At 61.9% G+C, this 17,644-nt stretch carries 17 protein-coding genes; 7 read left to right on the top strand and 10 right to left on the bottom strand.

Going from position 1 to position 17,644, the window contains the following annotated elements:
- The first annotated feature begins 4 nt into the window (after window positions 1-4).
- Window positions 5-2,293, top strand: a complete 2,289-nt coding sequence (locus ACYU81_RS14135; RefSeq protein ID WP_460988259.1) for an FdhF/YdeP family oxidoreductase — start codon at window positions 5-7, stop codon at window positions 2,291-2,293.
- Between the two features lie 19 nt (window positions 2,294-2,312).
- Here the strand turns inward: ACYU81_RS14135 and ACYU81_RS14130 are convergent, their stop codons facing one another.
- Window positions 2,313-2,687, bottom strand: coding sequence for a Rap1a/Tai family immunity protein (locus ACYU81_RS14130; protein WP_460988258.1), 375 nt, complete (start codon window positions 2,685-2,687; stop codon window positions 2,313-2,315).
- Window positions 2,688-2,793: 106 nt separating this feature from the next.
- Window positions 2,794-3,171, bottom strand: a complete 378-nt coding sequence (locus ACYU81_RS14125) for a DUF4168 domain-containing protein (RefSeq protein WP_460988257.1) — start codon at window positions 3,169-3,171, stop codon at window positions 2,794-2,796.
- Between the two features lie 275 nt (window positions 3,172-3,446).
- Here ACYU81_RS14125 and ACYU81_RS14120 point away from each other — a divergent pair, with 275 nt between their 5' ends.
- The gene (locus tag ACYU81_RS14120; RefSeq protein WP_460988256.1) at window positions 3,447-4,466 is read left to right on the top strand and encodes a serine hydrolase; all 1,020 of its coding nucleotides are present in this window, start codon (window positions 3,447-3,449) and stop codon (window positions 4,464-4,466) included.
- Between the two features lie 150 nt (window positions 4,467-4,616).
- On the opposite strand, the gene ACYU81_RS14115 is transcribed toward ACYU81_RS14120, so the two are convergent.
- The 3 genes from ACYU81_RS14115 to ACYU81_RS14105 are packed head-to-tail and all read right to left on the bottom strand — an operon-like array spanning window position 4,617 to window position 7,193.
- Window positions 4,617-4,979, bottom strand: a complete 363-nt coding sequence (locus ACYU81_RS14115; RefSeq protein ID WP_460988255.1) for a trehalose-6-phosphate synthase — start codon at window positions 4,977-4,979, stop codon at window positions 4,617-4,619.
- Between the two features lies 1 nt (window position 4,980).
- On the bottom strand, window positions 4,981-5,667 hold the full coding sequence (locus ACYU81_RS14110) for a response regulator transcription factor (RefSeq protein ID WP_460988254.1): 687 nt from the start codon (window positions 5,665-5,667) through the stop codon (window positions 4,981-4,983).
- A complete protein-coding gene (locus ACYU81_RS14105; protein ID WP_460988253.1) occupies window positions 5,664-7,193 on the bottom strand; it encodes a sensor histidine kinase in 1,530 nt (509 codons plus the stop codon). The genes ACYU81_RS14110 and ACYU81_RS14105 overlap by 4 nt, the downstream gene beginning before the upstream one ends.
- Before the next feature lie 264 nt (window positions 7,194-7,457).
- Here ACYU81_RS14105 and ACYU81_RS14100 point away from each other — a divergent pair, with 264 nt between their 5' ends.
- Both ACYU81_RS14100 and ACYU81_RS14095 read left to right on the top strand, forming a co-directional pair.
- Window positions 7,458-7,913 (top strand): response regulator, encoded by a 456-nt coding sequence (locus ACYU81_RS14100; protein WP_460988252.1) that lies wholly within the window; start codon window positions 7,458-7,460, stop codon window positions 7,911-7,913.
- 73 nt (window positions 7,914-7,986) lie between these two features.
- Window positions 7,987-8,724, top strand: coding sequence for a hypothetical protein (locus tag ACYU81_RS14095; RefSeq protein WP_460988251.1), 738 nt, complete (start codon window positions 7,987-7,989; stop codon window positions 8,722-8,724).
- A gap of 58 nt (window positions 8,725-8,782) precedes the next feature.
- Here ACYU81_RS14095 and ACYU81_RS14090 read toward each other — a convergent pair whose 3' ends face one another.
- Window positions 8,783-9,640: a hypothetical protein gene (locus ACYU81_RS14090; protein ID WP_460988250.1), complete on the bottom strand. Its 858-nt coding sequence runs from the start codon at window positions 9,638-9,640 to the stop codon at window positions 8,783-8,785.
- Between the two features lie 109 nt (window positions 9,641-9,749).
- Between ACYU81_RS14090 and ACYU81_RS14085 the strand changes: the two genes are divergently transcribed.
- From ACYU81_RS14085 to ACYU81_RS14075, 3 genes are all read left to right on the top strand, one after another.
- On the top strand, window positions 9,750-11,069 hold the full coding sequence (locus ACYU81_RS14085) for an SLC13 family permease (RefSeq protein WP_460988249.1): 1,320 nt from the start codon (window positions 9,750-9,752) through the stop codon (window positions 11,067-11,069).
- A gap of 128 nt (window positions 11,070-11,197) precedes the next feature.
- Entirely contained in the window at window positions 11,198-11,908 is a 711-nt protein-coding gene (locus ACYU81_RS14080) for a cation diffusion facilitator family transporter (protein WP_460988248.1), read from the top strand.
- Window positions 11,862-12,002, top strand: a complete 141-nt coding sequence (locus ACYU81_RS14075) for a cation transporter dimerization domain-containing protein (RefSeq protein WP_460988247.1) — start codon at window positions 11,862-11,864, stop codon at window positions 12,000-12,002. Before ACYU81_RS14080 ends, ACYU81_RS14075 begins: the two co-directional genes overlap by 47 nt.
- A 32-nt stretch (window positions 12,003-12,034) precedes the next feature.
- Here the strand turns inward: ACYU81_RS14075 and ACYU81_RS14070 are convergent, their stop codons facing one another.
- The 4 genes from ACYU81_RS14070 to ACYU81_RS14055 are packed head-to-tail and all read right to left on the bottom strand — an operon-like array spanning window position 12,035 to window position 17,476.
- Window positions 12,035-14,425 (bottom strand): membrane-bound PQQ-dependent dehydrogenase, glucose/quinate/shikimate family, encoded by a 2,391-nt coding sequence (locus ACYU81_RS14070; protein ID WP_460988246.1) that lies wholly within the window; start codon window positions 14,423-14,425, stop codon window positions 12,035-12,037.
- Between the two features lie 23 nt (window positions 14,426-14,448).
- On the bottom strand, window positions 14,449-15,564 hold the full coding sequence (locus ACYU81_RS14065; protein ID WP_460988245.1) for an AI-2E family transporter: 1,116 nt from the start codon (window positions 15,562-15,564) through the stop codon (window positions 14,449-14,451).
- Complete coding sequence (locus tag ACYU81_RS14060) at window positions 15,561-16,970, bottom strand: DUF2254 domain-containing protein (protein ID WP_460988244.1); 1,410 nt, start codon at window positions 16,968-16,970, stop codon at window positions 15,561-15,563. Before ACYU81_RS14060 ends, ACYU81_RS14065 begins: the two co-directional genes overlap by 4 nt.
- The gene (locus ACYU81_RS14055) at window positions 16,967-17,476 is read right to left on the bottom strand and encodes a DUF421 domain-containing protein (RefSeq protein WP_449469202.1); all 510 of its coding nucleotides are present in this window, start codon (window positions 17,474-17,476) and stop codon (window positions 16,967-16,969) included. The genes ACYU81_RS14060 and ACYU81_RS14055 overlap by 4 nt, the downstream gene beginning before the upstream one ends.
- Between the last annotated feature and the right edge of the window lie 168 nt (window positions 17,477-17,644).

The raw sequence follows: 17,644 nt of genomic DNA, 5'->3' as shown, positions 1-17,644 counted from the left end.
CATCATGAGCAAGCCCGAAGATGACACGGTGCATTATGATGGACCGGCAGGTGGCTGGGGCTCTCTCCAGGGCATCACGCGCATCTTCGGCAAGGAACTGGACTCTCCGGCAGTTCTTGAAACATTGCGGCGGCAGAACAAGCCGGGCGGTTTCATGTGCGTATCCTGCGCCTGGACGAAGCCTGCCCATCCACATGCCTTCGAATTTTGCGAGAATGGTGCGAAGGCGACCTTGTGGGAGTTGACGAGCCGCCGATGCACGCCGGACTTCTTCGAAAAGCACAGCGTATCGGAACTCAAGGAATGGCGCGATCATGATCTTGAGCAGCAGGGCCGACTGACTCATCCTATGCGCTACGATCCGGTGAGCGACCGCTATCGTCCGGTCAGCTGGTCGGAAGCATTCCGCGAGATCGGCGCGGAACTGCGCGCGCTCGATCCCAAATCGACCGTATTCTACACATCGGGCAGAGCCAGCCTGGAAACCGCCTATCTGTATGCCCTGTTCGCCCGTCTCTATGGGCACAATAATCTGCCCGACAGTTCCAACATGTGCCACGAAACCACTTCTGTCGGCCTCAAGAAGGTGACGGGTTCGCCGGTCGGCACTTGCGTGCTGAGCGATTTTGAAAAATGCGATGCCATTTTCTTCTTCGGCCAGAATACCGGCTCCAACAGCCCCCGCTTCCTCCATCCGCTCCAGGAGGCGGTGAAGCGCGGCTGCCGCATCGTCACCTTCAATCCGGTGCAGGAAGAGGGGCTGATCAGCTTCATCAATCCGCAAAGCCCGACGCAAATGTTGACGGGCAAGCGGACGCAGATTTCCGAACTTTATTTCCAGGTCCGTCCAGGCGGGGACATCGCCGCCATCATGGGCCTGTGCAAGCATGTGCTGGCGCGTGACGCCGACCTGTTCGCGCGCGACAAGCGCCACCTGATCGACAAGCCCTTTATCGATCAGCATTGTCATGGCTTCGACGAGTTCGTCGCCTGCGCCAGCGGCACCAGCTGGGAAGAGATCGAGCAGGAGTCAGGCCTGTCCCGCGCGGATCTGGAGGCGGCGGCCGACATCTATTGCGATGCGGAGAAGGTCATCGGCATCTACGGCATGGGAGTTACCCAGCATGTCCATGGATCGCAGACCATCGGCATGCTGGTGAACCTGCTCTTGATGCGCGGCAATATCGGGCGGGAAGGGGCGGGGGTCTCGCCGGTGCGCGGCCATTCCAACGTGCAGGGTCAGCGCACCGTTGGCATATCCGAAAAGCCGGAACTGGTCCCCAACGACCGGCTGAAGAAGTTGTTCGATTTCGATCCGCCGATGGAAAAGGGCATGAACACGGTCGAAGCCTGTGAAGGGATCATCGCGGGCAAGGTAAAGGCATTCGTCAGCCTCGGCGGCAATTTCGTGCGCGCCATTCCGGAACGGGAGAAGATGGAGGCAGCCTGGCCGACAATGCGCCTTACCGTCCAGATCGCCACGAAACTCAACCGCAGCCACCTCATCAATGGCGAGGTCGCTTATCTGCTGCCCTGCCTCGGCCGGTCGGAAGCGGATACGCAGTCGAGCGGCCCGCAGACCGTGACGATCGAGGACAGCCTGTCCTGCGTTCATGGCTCGGTCGGCAAGCGTAAGCCCGCAAGCGAGCATCTGCTTTCTGAACTGGCGATCGTTGCCGGGATCGCAAGGGAAACGCTGCCCGACAATCCTAAGGTCAAGTGGGACGAATGGGTCGGTGACTATGGCGAGGTGCGCGATCTCATAGAGGCAAGCTATCCCGACAAGTTCACCGATTTCAACAATCGGCTGTTCACCCCCGGCGGCTTCTATCGCGGAAACAAGGCGCGCGAGCGGATCTGGAAAACCGAAAGCGGTAAGGCGGAATTCACCGTGCCCACGACGCTTTCGAGCTGCGGCTTTGAAGACGCGCCGGGACGATACCGGCTCATCACGCTGCGATCCAACGACCAGTTCAACACCACCATATACGGCTATTCCGATCGCCTGCGCGGCGTTGAGGGCACACGCGACGTGCTGCTCATGAGCCCGGAAGAGATCGCCCGTGCGGGCCTGACGGACGGGCAGGTAGTGGCGCTGGTCAGCGATGCGCAAGATGGGGTGCATCGGGAAGTGGGCGGTCTGACGGTGACGCCCTTTTCCCTGCCGCGCGGATGTGTCGCGGCCTATTATCCAGAGATGAACCCGCTGGTGCCGCTCTCGCACCACGATAAGCTGTCAAAGACGCCGGCCGCCAAATCCGTGCCGGTGCGCATCCGTGCAAATAGTGGCTGAACCGTTGAGGCGGATGCGATCAGGAATGTTTGGCGAGGATAGGGGAAACCGGGCAGGATAGTCGATCAGCGACCGCTGCCCGAACGGCGGCTGCGGCGGAGAGGTCACGCAAGGCGGTGTCATCTGAGAGCTTGCTCAGCACCAGTTCCGCCGCACCTTGGTTGGTGATTGCGCTACGGCACAGCGACTGCCTGCCGCCCTCGCCGTCAGCGAGGAAAATTCCGTCGATGACGCCAGCGACGTACATGGAGCATTGGCCGTAATTGGGATTTGAGCAGATTTCGAACAGTTGATTGCCCGAGAAAAAAGCGGGAATTTCTCGCGTCGGCTCTGCGGTGTGGCCGGGGCTGGGCACCGCCGTCGCCAAGAGCATGAGAAAGAAAGGTCGGCCCATGATTACCTCCTTACATGTCACTTGCGCGCTATGATCCTGATTGTAACGGCAGGGCTGCGCTATTGTCGAAAGTCCGTTGAAGTATCCCTGAAGGAGCCAGACCAGTTCAGGTGGAAAGAAGCTGTTCCATCATGAGCTGCTTTACCTGATGCCGAAGCTTGCGCTGCTGCTCGACCTTGGCGCTGATCGCGTTGAAGTTCTTCAACTCCAGCCCGTGTTTCTGCACGATGCGGATCATTTCGGCCTTCGCCTCGCTCTTGAGCAGGGCAGCCTTGCCCGGCTCCAGTTTCGCCGCGCGTGCGGAGACGACCTGCCTCATCTTCTGAATCTCCAACAGGGCGGATGCATAGGCATGAATTTGCCGGGGTGAAAATTCCGGCGTGCCAACGGTCGAAGCTGCCACCGATTGGCCGCTGCTCGATGCGACGACCGGGAAGGCGGTCAGGAAAAGCAAGGGAGCGGCTGCGTGGAAAATTCTGGGCATGAGCTATCCTCGACAAATGAATGCGGATCTCGGCGGATAATGACCGGACAGGAGCGTCGTCGGAAACAATCTTAGGCCAAGCCATTGAAAAACTCCAGCATCAGGGTTTATCAGATTGTCTGCGCCACCGCGGTCAAATCATCGCAACGGCGGCGATCCATTCGGATCGATGGGCTTGCTCAGCCTGCTTCCTCCAACTTGCGCGAAGAGGGTTTACATTGCCGGTCGCTCATCCAAGCCGCTTTTTCACGGCTCCCTTGCTATTGTCGTTGCTCATGAGCTGCGCGCCCGGGGCGCGCCTCGAGTCCGCCGCTCATGCAGCTTCTGTAAAACATCTCACGAAGGCGGCAGAGCCAACCGCAGCGGAGCGTCCGCAGCCTCCCGCCGACCTTCTCAACGCGGTGCAGGGTCTGGGCGAAGCATTTAACGGGCAGGTTGGCATTTCGGTGCGCGACATGGATGAGGGCTGGACCGTGTCGTTCAACGGAGACCGGCTCGTCCCGCAACAGAGCGTCAGCAAATTGTGGGTGGCGATTGCGGTCATGGATGCGGTCGATCACGGCAAATTATCCTTGTCAGATCCTGTGACCGTCAGGAAATCCGACCTGACCGTCTTCCATCAGCCCATTCGGCCTCTCGTGACGAAGGCCGGTTATCGCACGACGATCGGCCATCTGCTGAAAATGGCGCTGACGCGCAGCGCCAACAGCTGCAATGATGTTCTGCTGTGGAAAGTGGGCGGTCCCCAGGCGATCCGCGCCATGCTCGCGCGCAAGGGCATAGACGATGTCGGCTTCGGTCCTGGAGAGCGCAAGCTCCAGGCGAAAACGGCAGGGCTGGAGTGGCGACCCGAATGGGCAGGCGGCTGGGGCTTTTTGAAAGCGCGCGCAGCCATGCCCTATGCCGCCCGCAACCGAGCCCTGAAGCGCTATCTTGCCGCTCCCTATGACGGAGCATCGGCCGACGGCATCACCAAGGGCCTGATGCTGCTCAAGAAGGGGAAGCTGCTGAGCGCAGCTTCAACGCGACATCTTCTCAGCCTGATGCGCGCGAGCAGGACCGGCCCGCTTCGCCTTCGGTCGGGGCTTCGCGGCGGCTGGACGCTGGCGCACAAGACAGGGACGGGGCAGGAACTGGGGAACCTCTCCACAGGCTATAATGATGTGGGGGTTCTCGTCTCGCCCGAAGGTCATCGCTACGCCTTGGCGGTGATGATCGCGAGCACGCGCGTGCCGATCCCGACCCGCATGCGGCTCATGGGGAATGTCACGCGCGCGATCATCAGGACGGACTGACGCGGCGCCCGTCGCTGTGCAGACGGCGATTAGGATGGCGCGGCAGCGACTTCCCGAAAATCCTTTCCTCGAAAATTTGGTGGGCACCTTCCCTGCGTCGACGGCGCCATGACAGTGGAAGGAGCAACAAGCTTTCTCGGCTCCGCCGGGTCATGATCTGATGGGTAGTGCTACAGGCTCTGCGCTCAGGAAGTTGATGAACATTTTGCGCCACCAGGCTGCATCCTGAGAACAGACGGTGTCGTTCAGTTGGCGCCAGCGTCGCTGGCGTTCCTGCAGGGGCATCGCCAGCGCCTGAATGATCGCCTCGGAAACCTCTTCGCAGCTGTAGGGATTTTCGAAGTGCATGCCTCCGGTGTAGTTCTCTGTTACTTCGCCTGACCAGCCGAACCATATACCACCGTCCTCTCGCAGCGCAGCGGAAAGCGCGACAGAGAGCCCACCTTGGCTGCCCCCGCCATCATGAAGGCTCGTCGGCTGGACCCGGTTGGAAACGACGATCAGGCGACTCATGTCAGCTGGCCGCGATCAGGCGGTATCCGACACCCGGTTCGGTAAGAAGGAGACTGGGATCGGAAGGATCCTGCTCGATCTTTTGGCGCAGGAGGCCGATGTAGACGCGCAGATATTGGGTGTCGGTTGCCTCTGCTCCCCAGCCCGCCGCCAGCAATCGCTTGTGGGTCACGACCTGTCCGGCCTTTCGCGCCAATGTTTGGAGAAGATCATACTCCTTCGGCGACAGCTTGACCGGCTCTCCCGACAGCGTCACTCGGCGTGTGGGAAAATCGATTGCCAGCCCACCGGCACAATAGGTCGATGCCTCCGCCTTGTTTAGCGAATGACGTCGGATCGCCGCGCGCATCCGCGCCATCAACTCGCCAATCTCGAACGGCTTGTTGACATAATCGTCCGCGCCCTCGTCGAGAGCGGCGATTTTTTCCACCTCCTGATGCCGCGCCGAAATGACGATGATGGGCGCATCGTGATCGAGCCGGATGCGCTGAAGAAGCGTCTTGCCGTCTATGTCGGGCAGGCCGAGGTCGAGCAAAATCAGATCGAATTCCACGGATTCGATGGCGGACATGGCGTCCCGCGCGTCGTGCGCGACAGTAATGATGTAGCCAGCTGCTTCCAGAACGGATTTGAGCACGTCGACCAGCGAGGGCTCGTCATCGACAACAAGGATATGCGGGGTGGTCATGAGGCTGCGTTTTCTTTGGCGAGGTTTTCTGTGGCGAGGGGGAGCATGATCGTGATGGTGGTGCCGCGGCCTTCCCTACCGGGAGAGTCAGCCCTGATCCGGCCTCCAAGCGCTTCTGTGAACCCCTTGGCGATTGCAAGGCCGAGCCCGCTGCCCCGTGGTGAGGCGCGAGGTCGGGAGACGCGGTAAAAGCGGGTGAACACGCGCTCGAGATCGTCGGGCGGTATGCCCTGGCCCTCGTCCGCCACGGTGATCACGCAATAGTCACCCTCGCGGACGACATTGACTTGTATCCGCGTTCCGTCTTCGCTGTAGATGATCGCGTTGTCGAGCACGTTCACGAGCACAAGTTCGAACATGGCCGCATCGACGGTGACCAGAAGATCATCGCCGCTCAACTGCCGCACGATGTCCCGGCAGCCAGCTCGTGAACGGATCCTTTGCACTACCGCGCCGATGGTGTCGGCAACGCCCAACGTCTGCCTGCGAGCCAATGACTGACCTGCCTCCAAGCGGCTCATTTCCAGCAGATTGGAGGTGTAGCGGTTCAGACGTTCGCATTCGTTGACGATGCCCCGCAGAAGGCGCTCGGCTGCGGCAGGCTCCAGCTTCTCGCGAAATTCGATGAGGCTTGATGCGGAGGCGCTGATCGCGGTCAGAGGCGTTCGAAAGTCATGGCTGACAGAGGAGAGCAGCGCGGTCTTGAGCTCCTCGGTGCGGGCCTGCGCTCGGCGCTCGGCATGGCTTTCTGAAAGAGCGGCGCGTTCGACCGCCAGGACGATCAGATTGGCCAGCGCCGACATGAAAGCGCTCTCAAGCCGCTGTGAGGGGTCATGCTCAAACAGAACGGCTCCCTCGAAACCGGCACTGCTGTCGAGGCGACAAACCGTGTATGGACCATTTTCCCGCTGGCTCTCGCGAAATCTGGCCGCCTGCTCGACAAGTTGAAGTCCGCCGCTGTCATCTGATTGATCCGTGACTGCATCGAACGAGCCGTCCCTGACCAGGAAGAGCGTTGCTGTCGTGCCGATACCTTCGGACTGATGTTCATTGAGCGCCGTGGCAATATCGGACACGCGCATTGCCGACTGAAGGGATTGGCTGAAGGCGAGCAGACTGCTTAGTTGTCGGTTGCTGGAATTCGCCGCATTAGCCCGATCCTTCAGCCGGGCCGCGAGGACGCCAGCGACCACGGCGCACAGGCTGAACAGGAGCAAGGGAATAATGTCGCGGCCGGTGGAGATCTGGAAACTGAAGACGGGCTCGACCAGGTAGAAATTATAGAGCAGGAATGCCGCTGTCGCGGCCAAAAGTGCCGCGCCAAGCCCGCCCAGCGCACCGCAGATTACCACCCCAAGGACGAAGAATAACGCCGCCGTGACGCGCCCAAGTCCTGGCTGCGCATATATGGCGATGAACCAGGATGGAAGGACGATAGCGGCCGCCAGTATTAACGCTCGGCAGTCAAGCGTGCGTGGCGCTGCCCCCAGGGACGAAGGCACCGCTGGATGGTTCCGATCTACCATGGGCGCTGATCTGAGGAACGGCGGCGAGGAGGCATTTCCAAGCTTAGTCAGTCCCTCCCGCCCGGTCCATGCATATAAAAGCTATAATAACGCTCACCGCTGCGGGTGCTTAGATAGGTCAGATGAAATGCCTGGGCTAGCGGACCCGATGAGACGAATGAATTTCCTGCCGCCACTTTCTGCTCAACCTCAACTCTCATCCTTCCGATCCTGGCTCGGGGATACCGCACCCCACAGCCGCTGCTCGAACACCGTGGGGATGGCATGAAACCGCACGGACGGTTCGAAATGGCAGGACTGACTGGCAGGCCCCGCTTCCCAAGGCCCGTTATCATCCTCGTCGTCGAAGACGAGGCTCTGGTCAGCATGAATGTGTGCGAATTCCTGATCGATCAGGAATTTACCGTCTTTGCCGCACAGGACGTTGAAGAGGCGCTCGGCATCCTTCATCGGCTGGATGGCCTGGTCGATCTGTTGTTCACGGACGTGAACATGCCGGGCCAGCAGGACGGGTTCGATCTGGCGCGGCAGGTCAGCAGTCGTTGGCCCAGCACTCGAATATTGATCACGTCCGGCGGATTGGGAGGCCAAGAGCTTCCCGACGACCTGCGGCAGTTTGGACCAGTCTTGCCAAAACCCTACCATCTGGACGCTCTGGCATCGAAAATCATCGACGCCATTTTCCCGCCTTCGGAGCCGATCACCCTGTTCGCGACCTGACACTTCTTAAAGCAACCGTGGTCGCGGGTCGGAGTTGAAACCCGTGAACGGCCTACACACCCGGAGAAGAACAATGCATAAGGCTTTCCTCACCACCCTCTTCCTTACCGCCGCTTTGCCGGCCGCCGCCCAGGAAACCGCCCCCGCCGCGCAAGCTCCTGCCGCAACCCCGGCTGCGACGCCCGCGCCCGCGCTCAGCCAGGCGCAGATTGCTGCCTTCAACAAGGGGGTAACGGACTTCACCGCGGGCCAGCAGGCGCAGCAAAAGGGCGACAATGCGACCGCTCTTGGGAAATATGAGGCGGCGCTTCCGGCGATCCGTGATGCGGTCAAGACCCAGCCCGGCAAGATCGAGAATGTCAATTTCCTCGCCAATGCGCTCTACGCAGCGGCGGCGGCTAATGCCGCCCTTCAGAAACTGGACGCTGTCGCGCCGCTCTATGAAGAGAGCTTGCCTTACTGGCGGCAGGTTGTGCAGGCCAAGCCCACCGACGCGCAGAGCAGGGGCGTGCTGACCGGGATCCTCATCCAAACGGCCAATTTCAAGCTGGGCAAGCAGGACAAGGCAGGAGCCGCGCCGCTCTATGCCGAAGCTGTTCCCCTGGCCCGCAAGGCGGTCGCTGAACAGACCAATGCGGTAAACCGCAACCTGCTGCTCGCCGCGCTTATCGGCGCCAGCCAGACCAGCGAGGATGCCGCACTCAAGGCTGAAGCGGCGACCATGTCGAAGGCGATGATAGCGGACGGCACGGTGGACGCGGCCAACAGGCCCTCCGCTCAGGTTCTGGCGCAGAGCTCCAAGGCGGGTTGACGGCCGCCTGAGGACGCGCGCCTCAGCCCTGCACACTGGTGGCGCGCTACGTCTTAACTCAGCGCCACTCGACGATGGCGTTGTCCTGACCGGGAGCGAAGAAGGCGACGCGCGTAAACTGCACTGCGATGAGGCAGCGCGGGGCGACGGCTGAATCCTGCTGTACGCAATGGACCGGCTGCCCATCAGGGAAGCCGGACAACTTGCCTTCCAGCTGAACCTGATAACCGGCGGGGGAGGGGGATTGGCCTTCGTCCAGTTTAACGGTGGAGGAGTAGGGCCGATCACCGCGCCGCAAGGTGCGTGATCCTTCCGGGGAGTAGAATTGGGCGATCGCCAGCTGCTGGTTCGGCTCACTCAGAACGACATTGGACGATGCATTGCCGCCCGACCCACACCGATCCGCGCTTGTCCATGGGCGCCCTATCCAGAAGCCTTCGACCGCATCAAAGGTCATTTCACCCGCGATCTGCTTAACCCATTCCGCTTCGGCGAATTCGGCTGAGCGCACTGTCAGCTTTAAAGCCCGGCTCTTGGGGTTGAACGTCCATCCCGCCCATCGTTCCTGTTTCTCCTCATCGCTCATCTCCCCACCGCATCCGAACGGCATGCGCAGGATGAATGATCGTCCCACGAGCGCTGCGTTGGACTGGGGCAGGGCGGCGCCACTCGCCACGGCATCCGTTGCGGCGGCCGCGGCCGCCAACAACTCTGCCCGGTCGAGCGGCGGCGGCGTCGTCGGGATGACCGGGATCTTCGGCACCTGGACGACAGTTTTGGGTGCCTGAGCGGACTCCCTGTTTTTGACCGTCTCACGCGCGGCCTGCTGGTCGACGATGACAAAGGTCAGCGCGGCACCTGCCCCAGCCGCAATCAGATGGGACAGGATGCGCAACCGGATATTCTGTTCTGCCATGGACCAGAGCTACCATATGGCGTCTGGTAAATTGACCCCTTGCCTTTCAAATCGCCAACTTTTTTGCATTTTTCCTGCCTTGGCGGCCCCTTTATGCTAGCCGAAGCCCATGACGCTTGAGCAAATTGTCACCCTTTTCGTGCTCGGCGGCGTGGTCGCCGCACTGATCTGGGACAGGGTGCGCGCCGATGTAGTCGCTCTAGCCGGGGCAGCGCTGTTGCTGCTGACAGGCGCTGTGCGGCCGAGCGAGGTCCAGGGCGCGTTTGGAAGCCCTGCAATCATTGCTCTCGCTTCTCTGTTCGTCATTGCCCATGCGATGGAACTGTCCGGTCTGCTCGACCTGCTGATCGCGAAGGCGGTGGCGCTATGCCGCCGCATCGGGGCGCTGGGGATCTGGCTGCTGATTGTGCTTTGCGGCGGCGCATCTGGCTTTCTCAACAACACGCCTATCGTCGTCCTTTCCGCGCCGGTGGTGCGAGACGTGGCGAAATCATTGAAGCTCGATCCCAAGCGCTTTCTCATGCCGCTTTCCTATGTCGCGGTGCTGGGCGGCTGCTGTACGCTGATCGGCACCTCGACCAACCTCCTCGTCGATGACATGGCGCGATCTTCGGGGCAGCCGCCATTTTCGATCTTCGAGATCACGCCCGTCGGTCTTGTGGTCGCTGCCGCCGGGGGTCTTTACCTCTTCTTCTTTTCCGGCCGGCTGCTGGCCAGGCCGCTGCCGGCATCGCTTGAGCGGGTGGAGGCCGCACTCCCGCACCACGTCAGTCATGTTGATCTCGCTGGCGACATGATTGGCGACGCGGAAGATTTCGCCGTACAACGGCCGTTGGCGCCAACCAAGGCTGTGGCATCGACGGCGATATTCGTAGGCGTCATCACCCTTGCCGCTCTCGACATCGCCCCGATCGCTGCCTCAGCCTTCGCGGGCGCGGTACTGCTGATCCTTCTGCGCGTGATCCGGCCGGAGGAAGCCTATGGCGGGCTGCGGCCGGAAATACTGATGCTGATTGTGGGCATGGTCGTCATCGGCATCGCTCTCGAGCAGACGGGGCTTGCCGCCGCTGCGACCAATGCGCTAGTCGGCAGGGTAGGGCTGTTCGGCCCGCTGGGCGCGCTGATCCTCCTCTACGGGGCAACGCTGGTGCTGACGGAGCTGTTGTCGAATGCAACGGTCGCCGTGCTCGTCACGCCGGTCGCCGTTGCGCTGGCCGAAAGCCTCAGCGTCAGCCCGCGTCCATTCCTCGTCGCGGTGATGATGGCGGGCAGCGCGGCCTTTGCGACGCCCTTTGGCTATCAGACCAATGTTCTGGTCTATCAGATGGCGGGATACAGCTATCTCGATTTCACCAAGGTCGGCCTTCCTCTCAACCTCATCACCTGGGCGGCGGCGGTGACCGCGATCCACTGGTTCTTCCCATTTTAGGCTGAAGCGGCACCTGCGCGTTGGAGGCGGAACGAGACCGGAGGCGTTGCATTCCCTCTGATGAGCAAGCTTGCTGGGAGATGAGAATGGCTGACGCTCATGCCCATCGGCACGATTAGAGCGAACACGTGCATTCGTCTGGCGCAGGTGGACATGCCCATGCACCCGGCAGCTTCGGCAGGGCTTTCGCGATTGGCATTTGTCTCAACATCGCCTTTGTGGCTACCGAGGTCGTCTATGGTCTGGCCAGCCGCTCGCTCGCCTTGCTCGCGGACGCTGGGCATAATCTGAGTGACGTCGCGGGCCTTGGCATCGCATGGGCAGCGATCATTCTCGGGCGGAAATTGCCCGGCCGGCGGTTCACCTATGGGTTGACCGGCACATCGATCCTCGCGGCGCTCGCGAACGGCATCCTGCTAATGCTGGCGGCAGGGGCAATCGCCGTCGAAGCCGTTCAGCGCTTTGGCGATCCCCAACCCGTCGCAGGCAATATAGTGATGATCGTCGCGGGCATAGGCATCGCCATCAATGCCGCGACGGCGCTGCTGTTCATGTCCGGTCGGAAGGGCGACATCAACATTCAAGGCGCCTTCCTTCACATGGCTGCGGACGCGGCCGTTTCGGCGGGCGTTGTCGTCGCGGGGCTTACTATTCGTCTCACCGGCTGGGACTGGCTCGACCCCGTGGTCAGCCTCATCATCGTGGCGGTCATAGTCGGGACGACCTGGGGCCTGCTGCGCGAGGCCACTGCCATGAGCCTCAGCCTCACCGGCGGGAATCGATACAGGGAAGGTGCTTCAGGAGCTTCAGCAGTTGCAGGGGGTGGAAGCCGTGCATGACCTGCACATCTGGGGAATGAGTACGACCGAAACTGCGCCCACAGCGCATCTTGTTATGATGCCGCAGCCTGCGCACTGCAATCCGATCTGGTGATCTAGAGGCTGTTGGGCGGTGCCGACCTCAGCTTATGGAAGAGCATAAGCGATGACAGAATCTCCCACTGGCGTCTCCATGAAATGGTGGCCGCCCGCATAGATCACGAGATATTCGCGCCCACGCGCCTCGTAAACCATTGGTGTCGCCTGGCCTCCGGCAGGCAGTTTCCGTTGCCAAAGGGTTCTGCCCGTGGCGAGGTCGATGGCGCGGATCAGGTTGTCAGTCGCCGCAGCGATGAAAATGAGACCGCTCGCGGTCACGACTGCGCCGCCATTATTGGGCGTGCCGATGGTGATCGGCAGCATCGAGGGTATGCCGAAAGGACCATTTGTTCGTGCAGTGCCAAAGGGCCGATCCCAAATCGTCCGGCCGCTCGCCATGTCAATCGCGCGAATGCCGCCATAGGGCGGCTGCTTGCATAGCATGCCGGTGAATTTCAGCCGCCATCCAGCATTCACGTCGATCGCATAGGGTGTATGGGCCTGCGGATCGCCCGCTCCCTCCGCCCCGCCGATTTTGCCCCGCGCCTGCTGGCGCGGCGCCCATCCTTTTTTGTTCGCCTCCTTGCGAGGCACCAGACGCACATAGTTTGGCATGTCGTTATAGTTGGCAACGATCACGCCGCGCCGGGGATCGACGGCAATGCCGCCCCAATCCGTCCCGCCATTATAGCCTGGATATTGGATGGACCGCCTGTTGCTCTCGGGCGGCGTGTAGAAGCCCTTGTAGCTCGCTTGGCGGAACTGGATCCGGCAGATCATCTGGTCGATCGGCGACATGCCCCACATGTCGCGTTCGGTAAGATCCGGTTTACGCAGCGTGTGCCAGCCGGAATAGATCTGGACCGGCGAGCGCTGCCCCGGCTCGACGCCGCCGACCGGCGCGCGCATCACCCCCACTGGCGTCAGCGGTTTTCCGGTGCGGCGGTCGAGGATGTAGATGTCGCCCTGCTTGCTTGGCAGGACCAGTGCGGGTGTGCCGCGATAATCGACTAGCGTCGCCTGCGCACCAAAGTCATAATCCCACACATCCTTGCGCACGGCCTGGAACCGCCAACGCGGCTTGCCGCTGCCGACGTCGAGCGCCACCAGCGAGGTCGCATAGAAATTCTCCGGCGGACGGCGCAGGCCGCTATAATAGTCTGCGGCCGCATTGCCCATGGGCAGATAGACAAGGCCCAGTTGCTCGTCGCCGCTTGCGATCGTCCACATGTTGGGCGTGCCGCGCGCCCAGGTCTGTCCCGGCGGGGGATAGCCATCCCAGTCGGGATGCATCATGTCCCATGCCCAGCGCAGCTTGCCCGTCACGGCATCGAAACCCCGGATCACCCCGGAAGGCGCCCAGCGATCCTGCCCGTCCAGCACCTGATGCCCCGTCACAACGACGCCGCGCACGATGGTCGGAGGTGAGTTGATCGAGACATAGCCGGCTGGCGTTTCGCCCATGCCGATCTTGGTATCGACTTGGCCGTTCGACCCGAAATCCTGGCATGGCCTTCCGGTTTGCGCGTCTATCGCGAACAGGCGCGCGTCCAGCGTTCCCCAAATGATCCTTCTGCCGCAGGCCTGGCCCGCCGCCGCGCCGGGCACCTCATAATAGCTGACGCCCCGGCAGGCGGCGGTGTAGGGAATGGCCGTATCGGGCACGCGGGGATCAAAACGCCAGCGTTGATGTCCGGTGGCTGGATCGAGCGCGACGACGATGCTCTTGGGCGTGCAGACATAGAGCATGTTGCCGACCTTCAGCGGCGTGTTCTCCGCGCCATAGGTCCCCTTAGCAGCCTTTGACGGCAGGTCGCGCGTGTGCGTCAGCCAGACTTGCTCCAGCGAGGAGACATTAGTGGGCGTGATCTGCGTCAGGGGCGTGAAGCGCCGGGCGCTTTCAGATCCCCCGTAAGCGGGCCAGTCGGCACCCGCTTGTCGCAGTGCCGGGTCGCTCATCATGGTGGATGCGGCGGGAAGGGCAGCCAGCACCTCATGTTCGTTGACCTCCCTCAGCGTGAAGCCGGTGACGGCAGTCAGGAGGATGACGGCGGCAATCGCCCCGCCTGCCAGCTTCCAGCGATCCGCGCGAAATGACATTAGCGGCATGACGAGCAGAACGGCGACCAACAAGATCAGCGGCGCGATCACGCGGGGGACGAGCGCCCAGCCGTTTGCGCCGACTTCCCAAAAAGCCCAGGCAAGCGTTGCGGCGACCACCGCGACATAGAGCCATGCGCCCAGCATTCGGCGGCTGTACAGCAGCCAGCCCGAGGCGATCATCGCCACGCCCGTGATCAGATAATAGGGCGACCCGCCAAGGATCAGCAGCCATGCCCCGCCAATGGCAAGCGCAAGGCCGATCATGCCGATCAGGCATCCGACGATTGTGGTAGCCCATTGTGATCGGGCGCGGGCGGGCGACGCAGCATTCAGCATGGTACATCCGTTTATCGTGGGAGCTACCACTCTAACGGAGAAAGGCTGTCCGATGTTCCCGTCGCTGCCCTCCAGACTATCCTTTGTCTCGGCTCTGCGGCAGCCCTGTTCACGCCCCGCACGATCAGGCGGAAAGCAGCTTGGCGACCCACCGGCTCCTGTCGAAATGATCGCATATGATGACGACTGAGGTTGTTAAGGGAACGGCGATCAGCGTCCCCGCGATGCCCCACATCCGACCCCAAAAGGTCATGGCGACGACAATGACGAGCGGCGAAAGCGACAAGCGGCGTCCCTGCAGGATCGGATAGACGAAATTGCTGATGATGATCTGCAACGCGACAAAGCCTGCGAACACCAGGACTGGCATGCCGATGCCGTGAAATTGCAACGCCGCATAGAGTGTCGGCGGAATGATGCCGATGATGTTTCCGATGACGGGGAACGAAGTTCAGCAGGAAATTGAGCAGACCCCAGACAATCGGAAGGTCCAGCCCGGTTGCCAGAGCCCACAGGGTCGACGCCGCCCCTGTCAGCAGGCTCGTCGCCAGCGTCGTGCTGAAATAGCGCCTCACCTGCTCGGATATGGAGATCATAGTCGAACGCAATTGGCCACGCGTCTCCAACTCCAGCTCGGCCCGCATCTTGTCCTGCATACGAGCCACTTCAGGCAGTCCCAGAATCACGAACAGCCCGATGAACCCTACATAGGTGACGAAACTGTAGATGCTTGACGCCAGCATCTGCGCGAAGGCAACAATGCGCTGCTGATCGAGCAGCCGCGCGTCAACTGTCACACCCCAATCCCGAGCCTTGTCGGCTGCCGCATCATAGAGAGACACGAGCTTGGGCCACTGTGCGCCCAGTACGCTCATCAATTGTCCAAGTGAGAGATAGACCGCCGCGACGAATACGGTCAGGATGATGACGAGTGTTGCAACTGTCAGTGTATAGCTCAGCCAGCTCGGCAGTCGCTTGTCCAGCCACAGTTTGAGCGGCCATAACGCCGCAACGATGATCGCCGCGAATAGGATCGGCATAGTCACGGCATAGCTTGCCCGCAAAGCCGCCAGGATCAGGATCAGCGCGATCACCCACAGCAACCGGCCTGCGCTTAGTCTCGTCCCCGGCACGGTCACGCCGCGCCGCCCAACCAGCTGAAGTCATCGCGCAGTCTTCGCCGGTGATCGGGCTTGGCCAGGGCGTCGCGCAAAAGGTTGGCGCGATCGGCCACGACCTGGCTGTTCAGGCGATCCAGCTTGCTTCCGGCAAGCCTCGCGATTTTGTCGATATGAGTCCTGACGGCCGCTAGTCTTTCGCGGTCCTCGCATGCGACCGCCACCTCGCCCAGCGAACTCAGGAAATGGAGAGCCGCCACCCGGTCGCCTGCGCAATATTGCGCCAGAGAGCCGAAGCTCCGTTCGAGAAAATCCCCAAAGCGCTGCGGGTGGGCGATGACGCGCAGCGCCCCGTGGGCATCCTGCCGTAGATGGAAGGGGATCTCGCGTCCCGACAGGTCAGACATGGCCGCGCCGAGCCAGTCCAGGCAGGTGATCGCGGTGAACGGGTCGTTGATGCCCGGCGACAGGGCCCGCGCCGCGATTTCGACCAGCTCGTCGATCAGAAAGCGCAGGTCCTGCAAGGCCGTGCGCTGCGATCCGATGGCAAAGGCGTCGGCCAACGCCTGGCTGGCCTCTTCATCGCAACGCTCCGCTGGGAAGACGAGGATCAGCGCGCGCCCGGCATGCACGAAATCCCCCGGCTGATAGCGCAGGCGGAGCACCAGATCATGGCGCGACGCCAGCTGGAGCAGGTCCTCGTCGCGGACCAGTTGGATATAGCCCGTATGGCTCGCCGTCACCAGCCGCACCGGCGCAGCCGCTTCCGCTTCGCCATCCTGCCGAAAGGGTTCGGGCACGATAGTGTCGCCTGTGTGACGACCCCGATCGGCGGGTTCGCCCAGGAAGCGCGGGAAACGATGGCCTACCTCCCGAAGCAGGCGCTTCCCGACATCCTCGATCACATTGTTGATGTGGATCTTGCTGGGGACGTGATGGATGAAGAAGATCAGCACGGCGATGGAGCAGAGCGCTAGCAGCACCGCGACCAGCAGGGCGATGTTCGGCACGAAGCCCACGCCGCCGGACTCCTCGGGCGAACGCACCGTTCGCAGGACGATGAGGCAGTAGAGGAAGGTGGCGATGAAGGTGCCGAGCGTGACCTGATTACCCCGGTCCCGCATGAAGTTGCTGAGCAAGCGGGGTCCATATTGGCCGGAGGCATAGACTACCGCCGCGATCGTCACGGAAAATACAGTGCCCGCGACGGTAATCATCGAACCGCCGATGGCCGACAGAAGCTGCCGCGCCCCGCTCGGGCGCGAGGCGCGCAACCAGGCGAAGCGGTCCATCCAAACCGAGCCTTCATAACTGTCCAGCCAGATCATGCCTCCTGCCAGCAATATCGCGCCGCAGGCCATGATGGAGGGCAGGAACCAGTAGCTTTGCCGCAGCATATCGGCCAAGCGGAGCAGACGAGCCTTCACGACCCACGCTCCTGCGGCCATGCGGTTCGTGCCCCGGCACGATCGCGCGCGATGACGCTCAGGCTGCCGTCTGTTTCCAGCACGACCGCGGCTACATCCGAAAGGTCGCCCACCCCCGCGCCGCGAACGGCCGCCTTCACCTCGTCCGGCGATATGCGCTCCTCGCGCAGAGCATCTTCCAGAATATGGCCATCAGCAAGAAGGATCCTGGGATCGGATTTGGCGAACCGCGCGACAATGCGGAAGCGGCACGCACTCCAGGCAACGAGAAATTGCAGTAGCGCCAGCAAGACAAAGGCAACCATTCCCTCGAACAGCGCGACGTCCTTGGTCAGCAGCACCGTCGCAAGCGTCGATCCGAGCGCCACGGTCACGACAAGATCGAATGCGTTCAGCTTTGCCAGCGTCCGCTTGCCGCTGAACCGGAGCACGATGACCAACGCGGCATAGGCGGCGGTGCCCACCAGCATCACTCGCCAGAGACCACACCAATTATCGAAGAACATAGCGGTCCTTTCCCTCGTCGCCGGTGCGATATCCCGCCGTGAAAACGGAGGTGGGTCCACCGCATCGTTCCGGGGCGGGGAACGCGGTATCCGGCCAAGCCGTCCGGTGCCATCATTGTCGCCGTTGATTCTATAACCGGGGAGGCGGCTGCTCGTTCCGCCTGCGGA

Source organism: Sphingobium sp. TomTYG75 (assembly GCF_054771635.1).
Note: the sequence above shows the minus strand (reverse complement) of the source record. Positions and strands in the feature narration are given on the sequence as shown.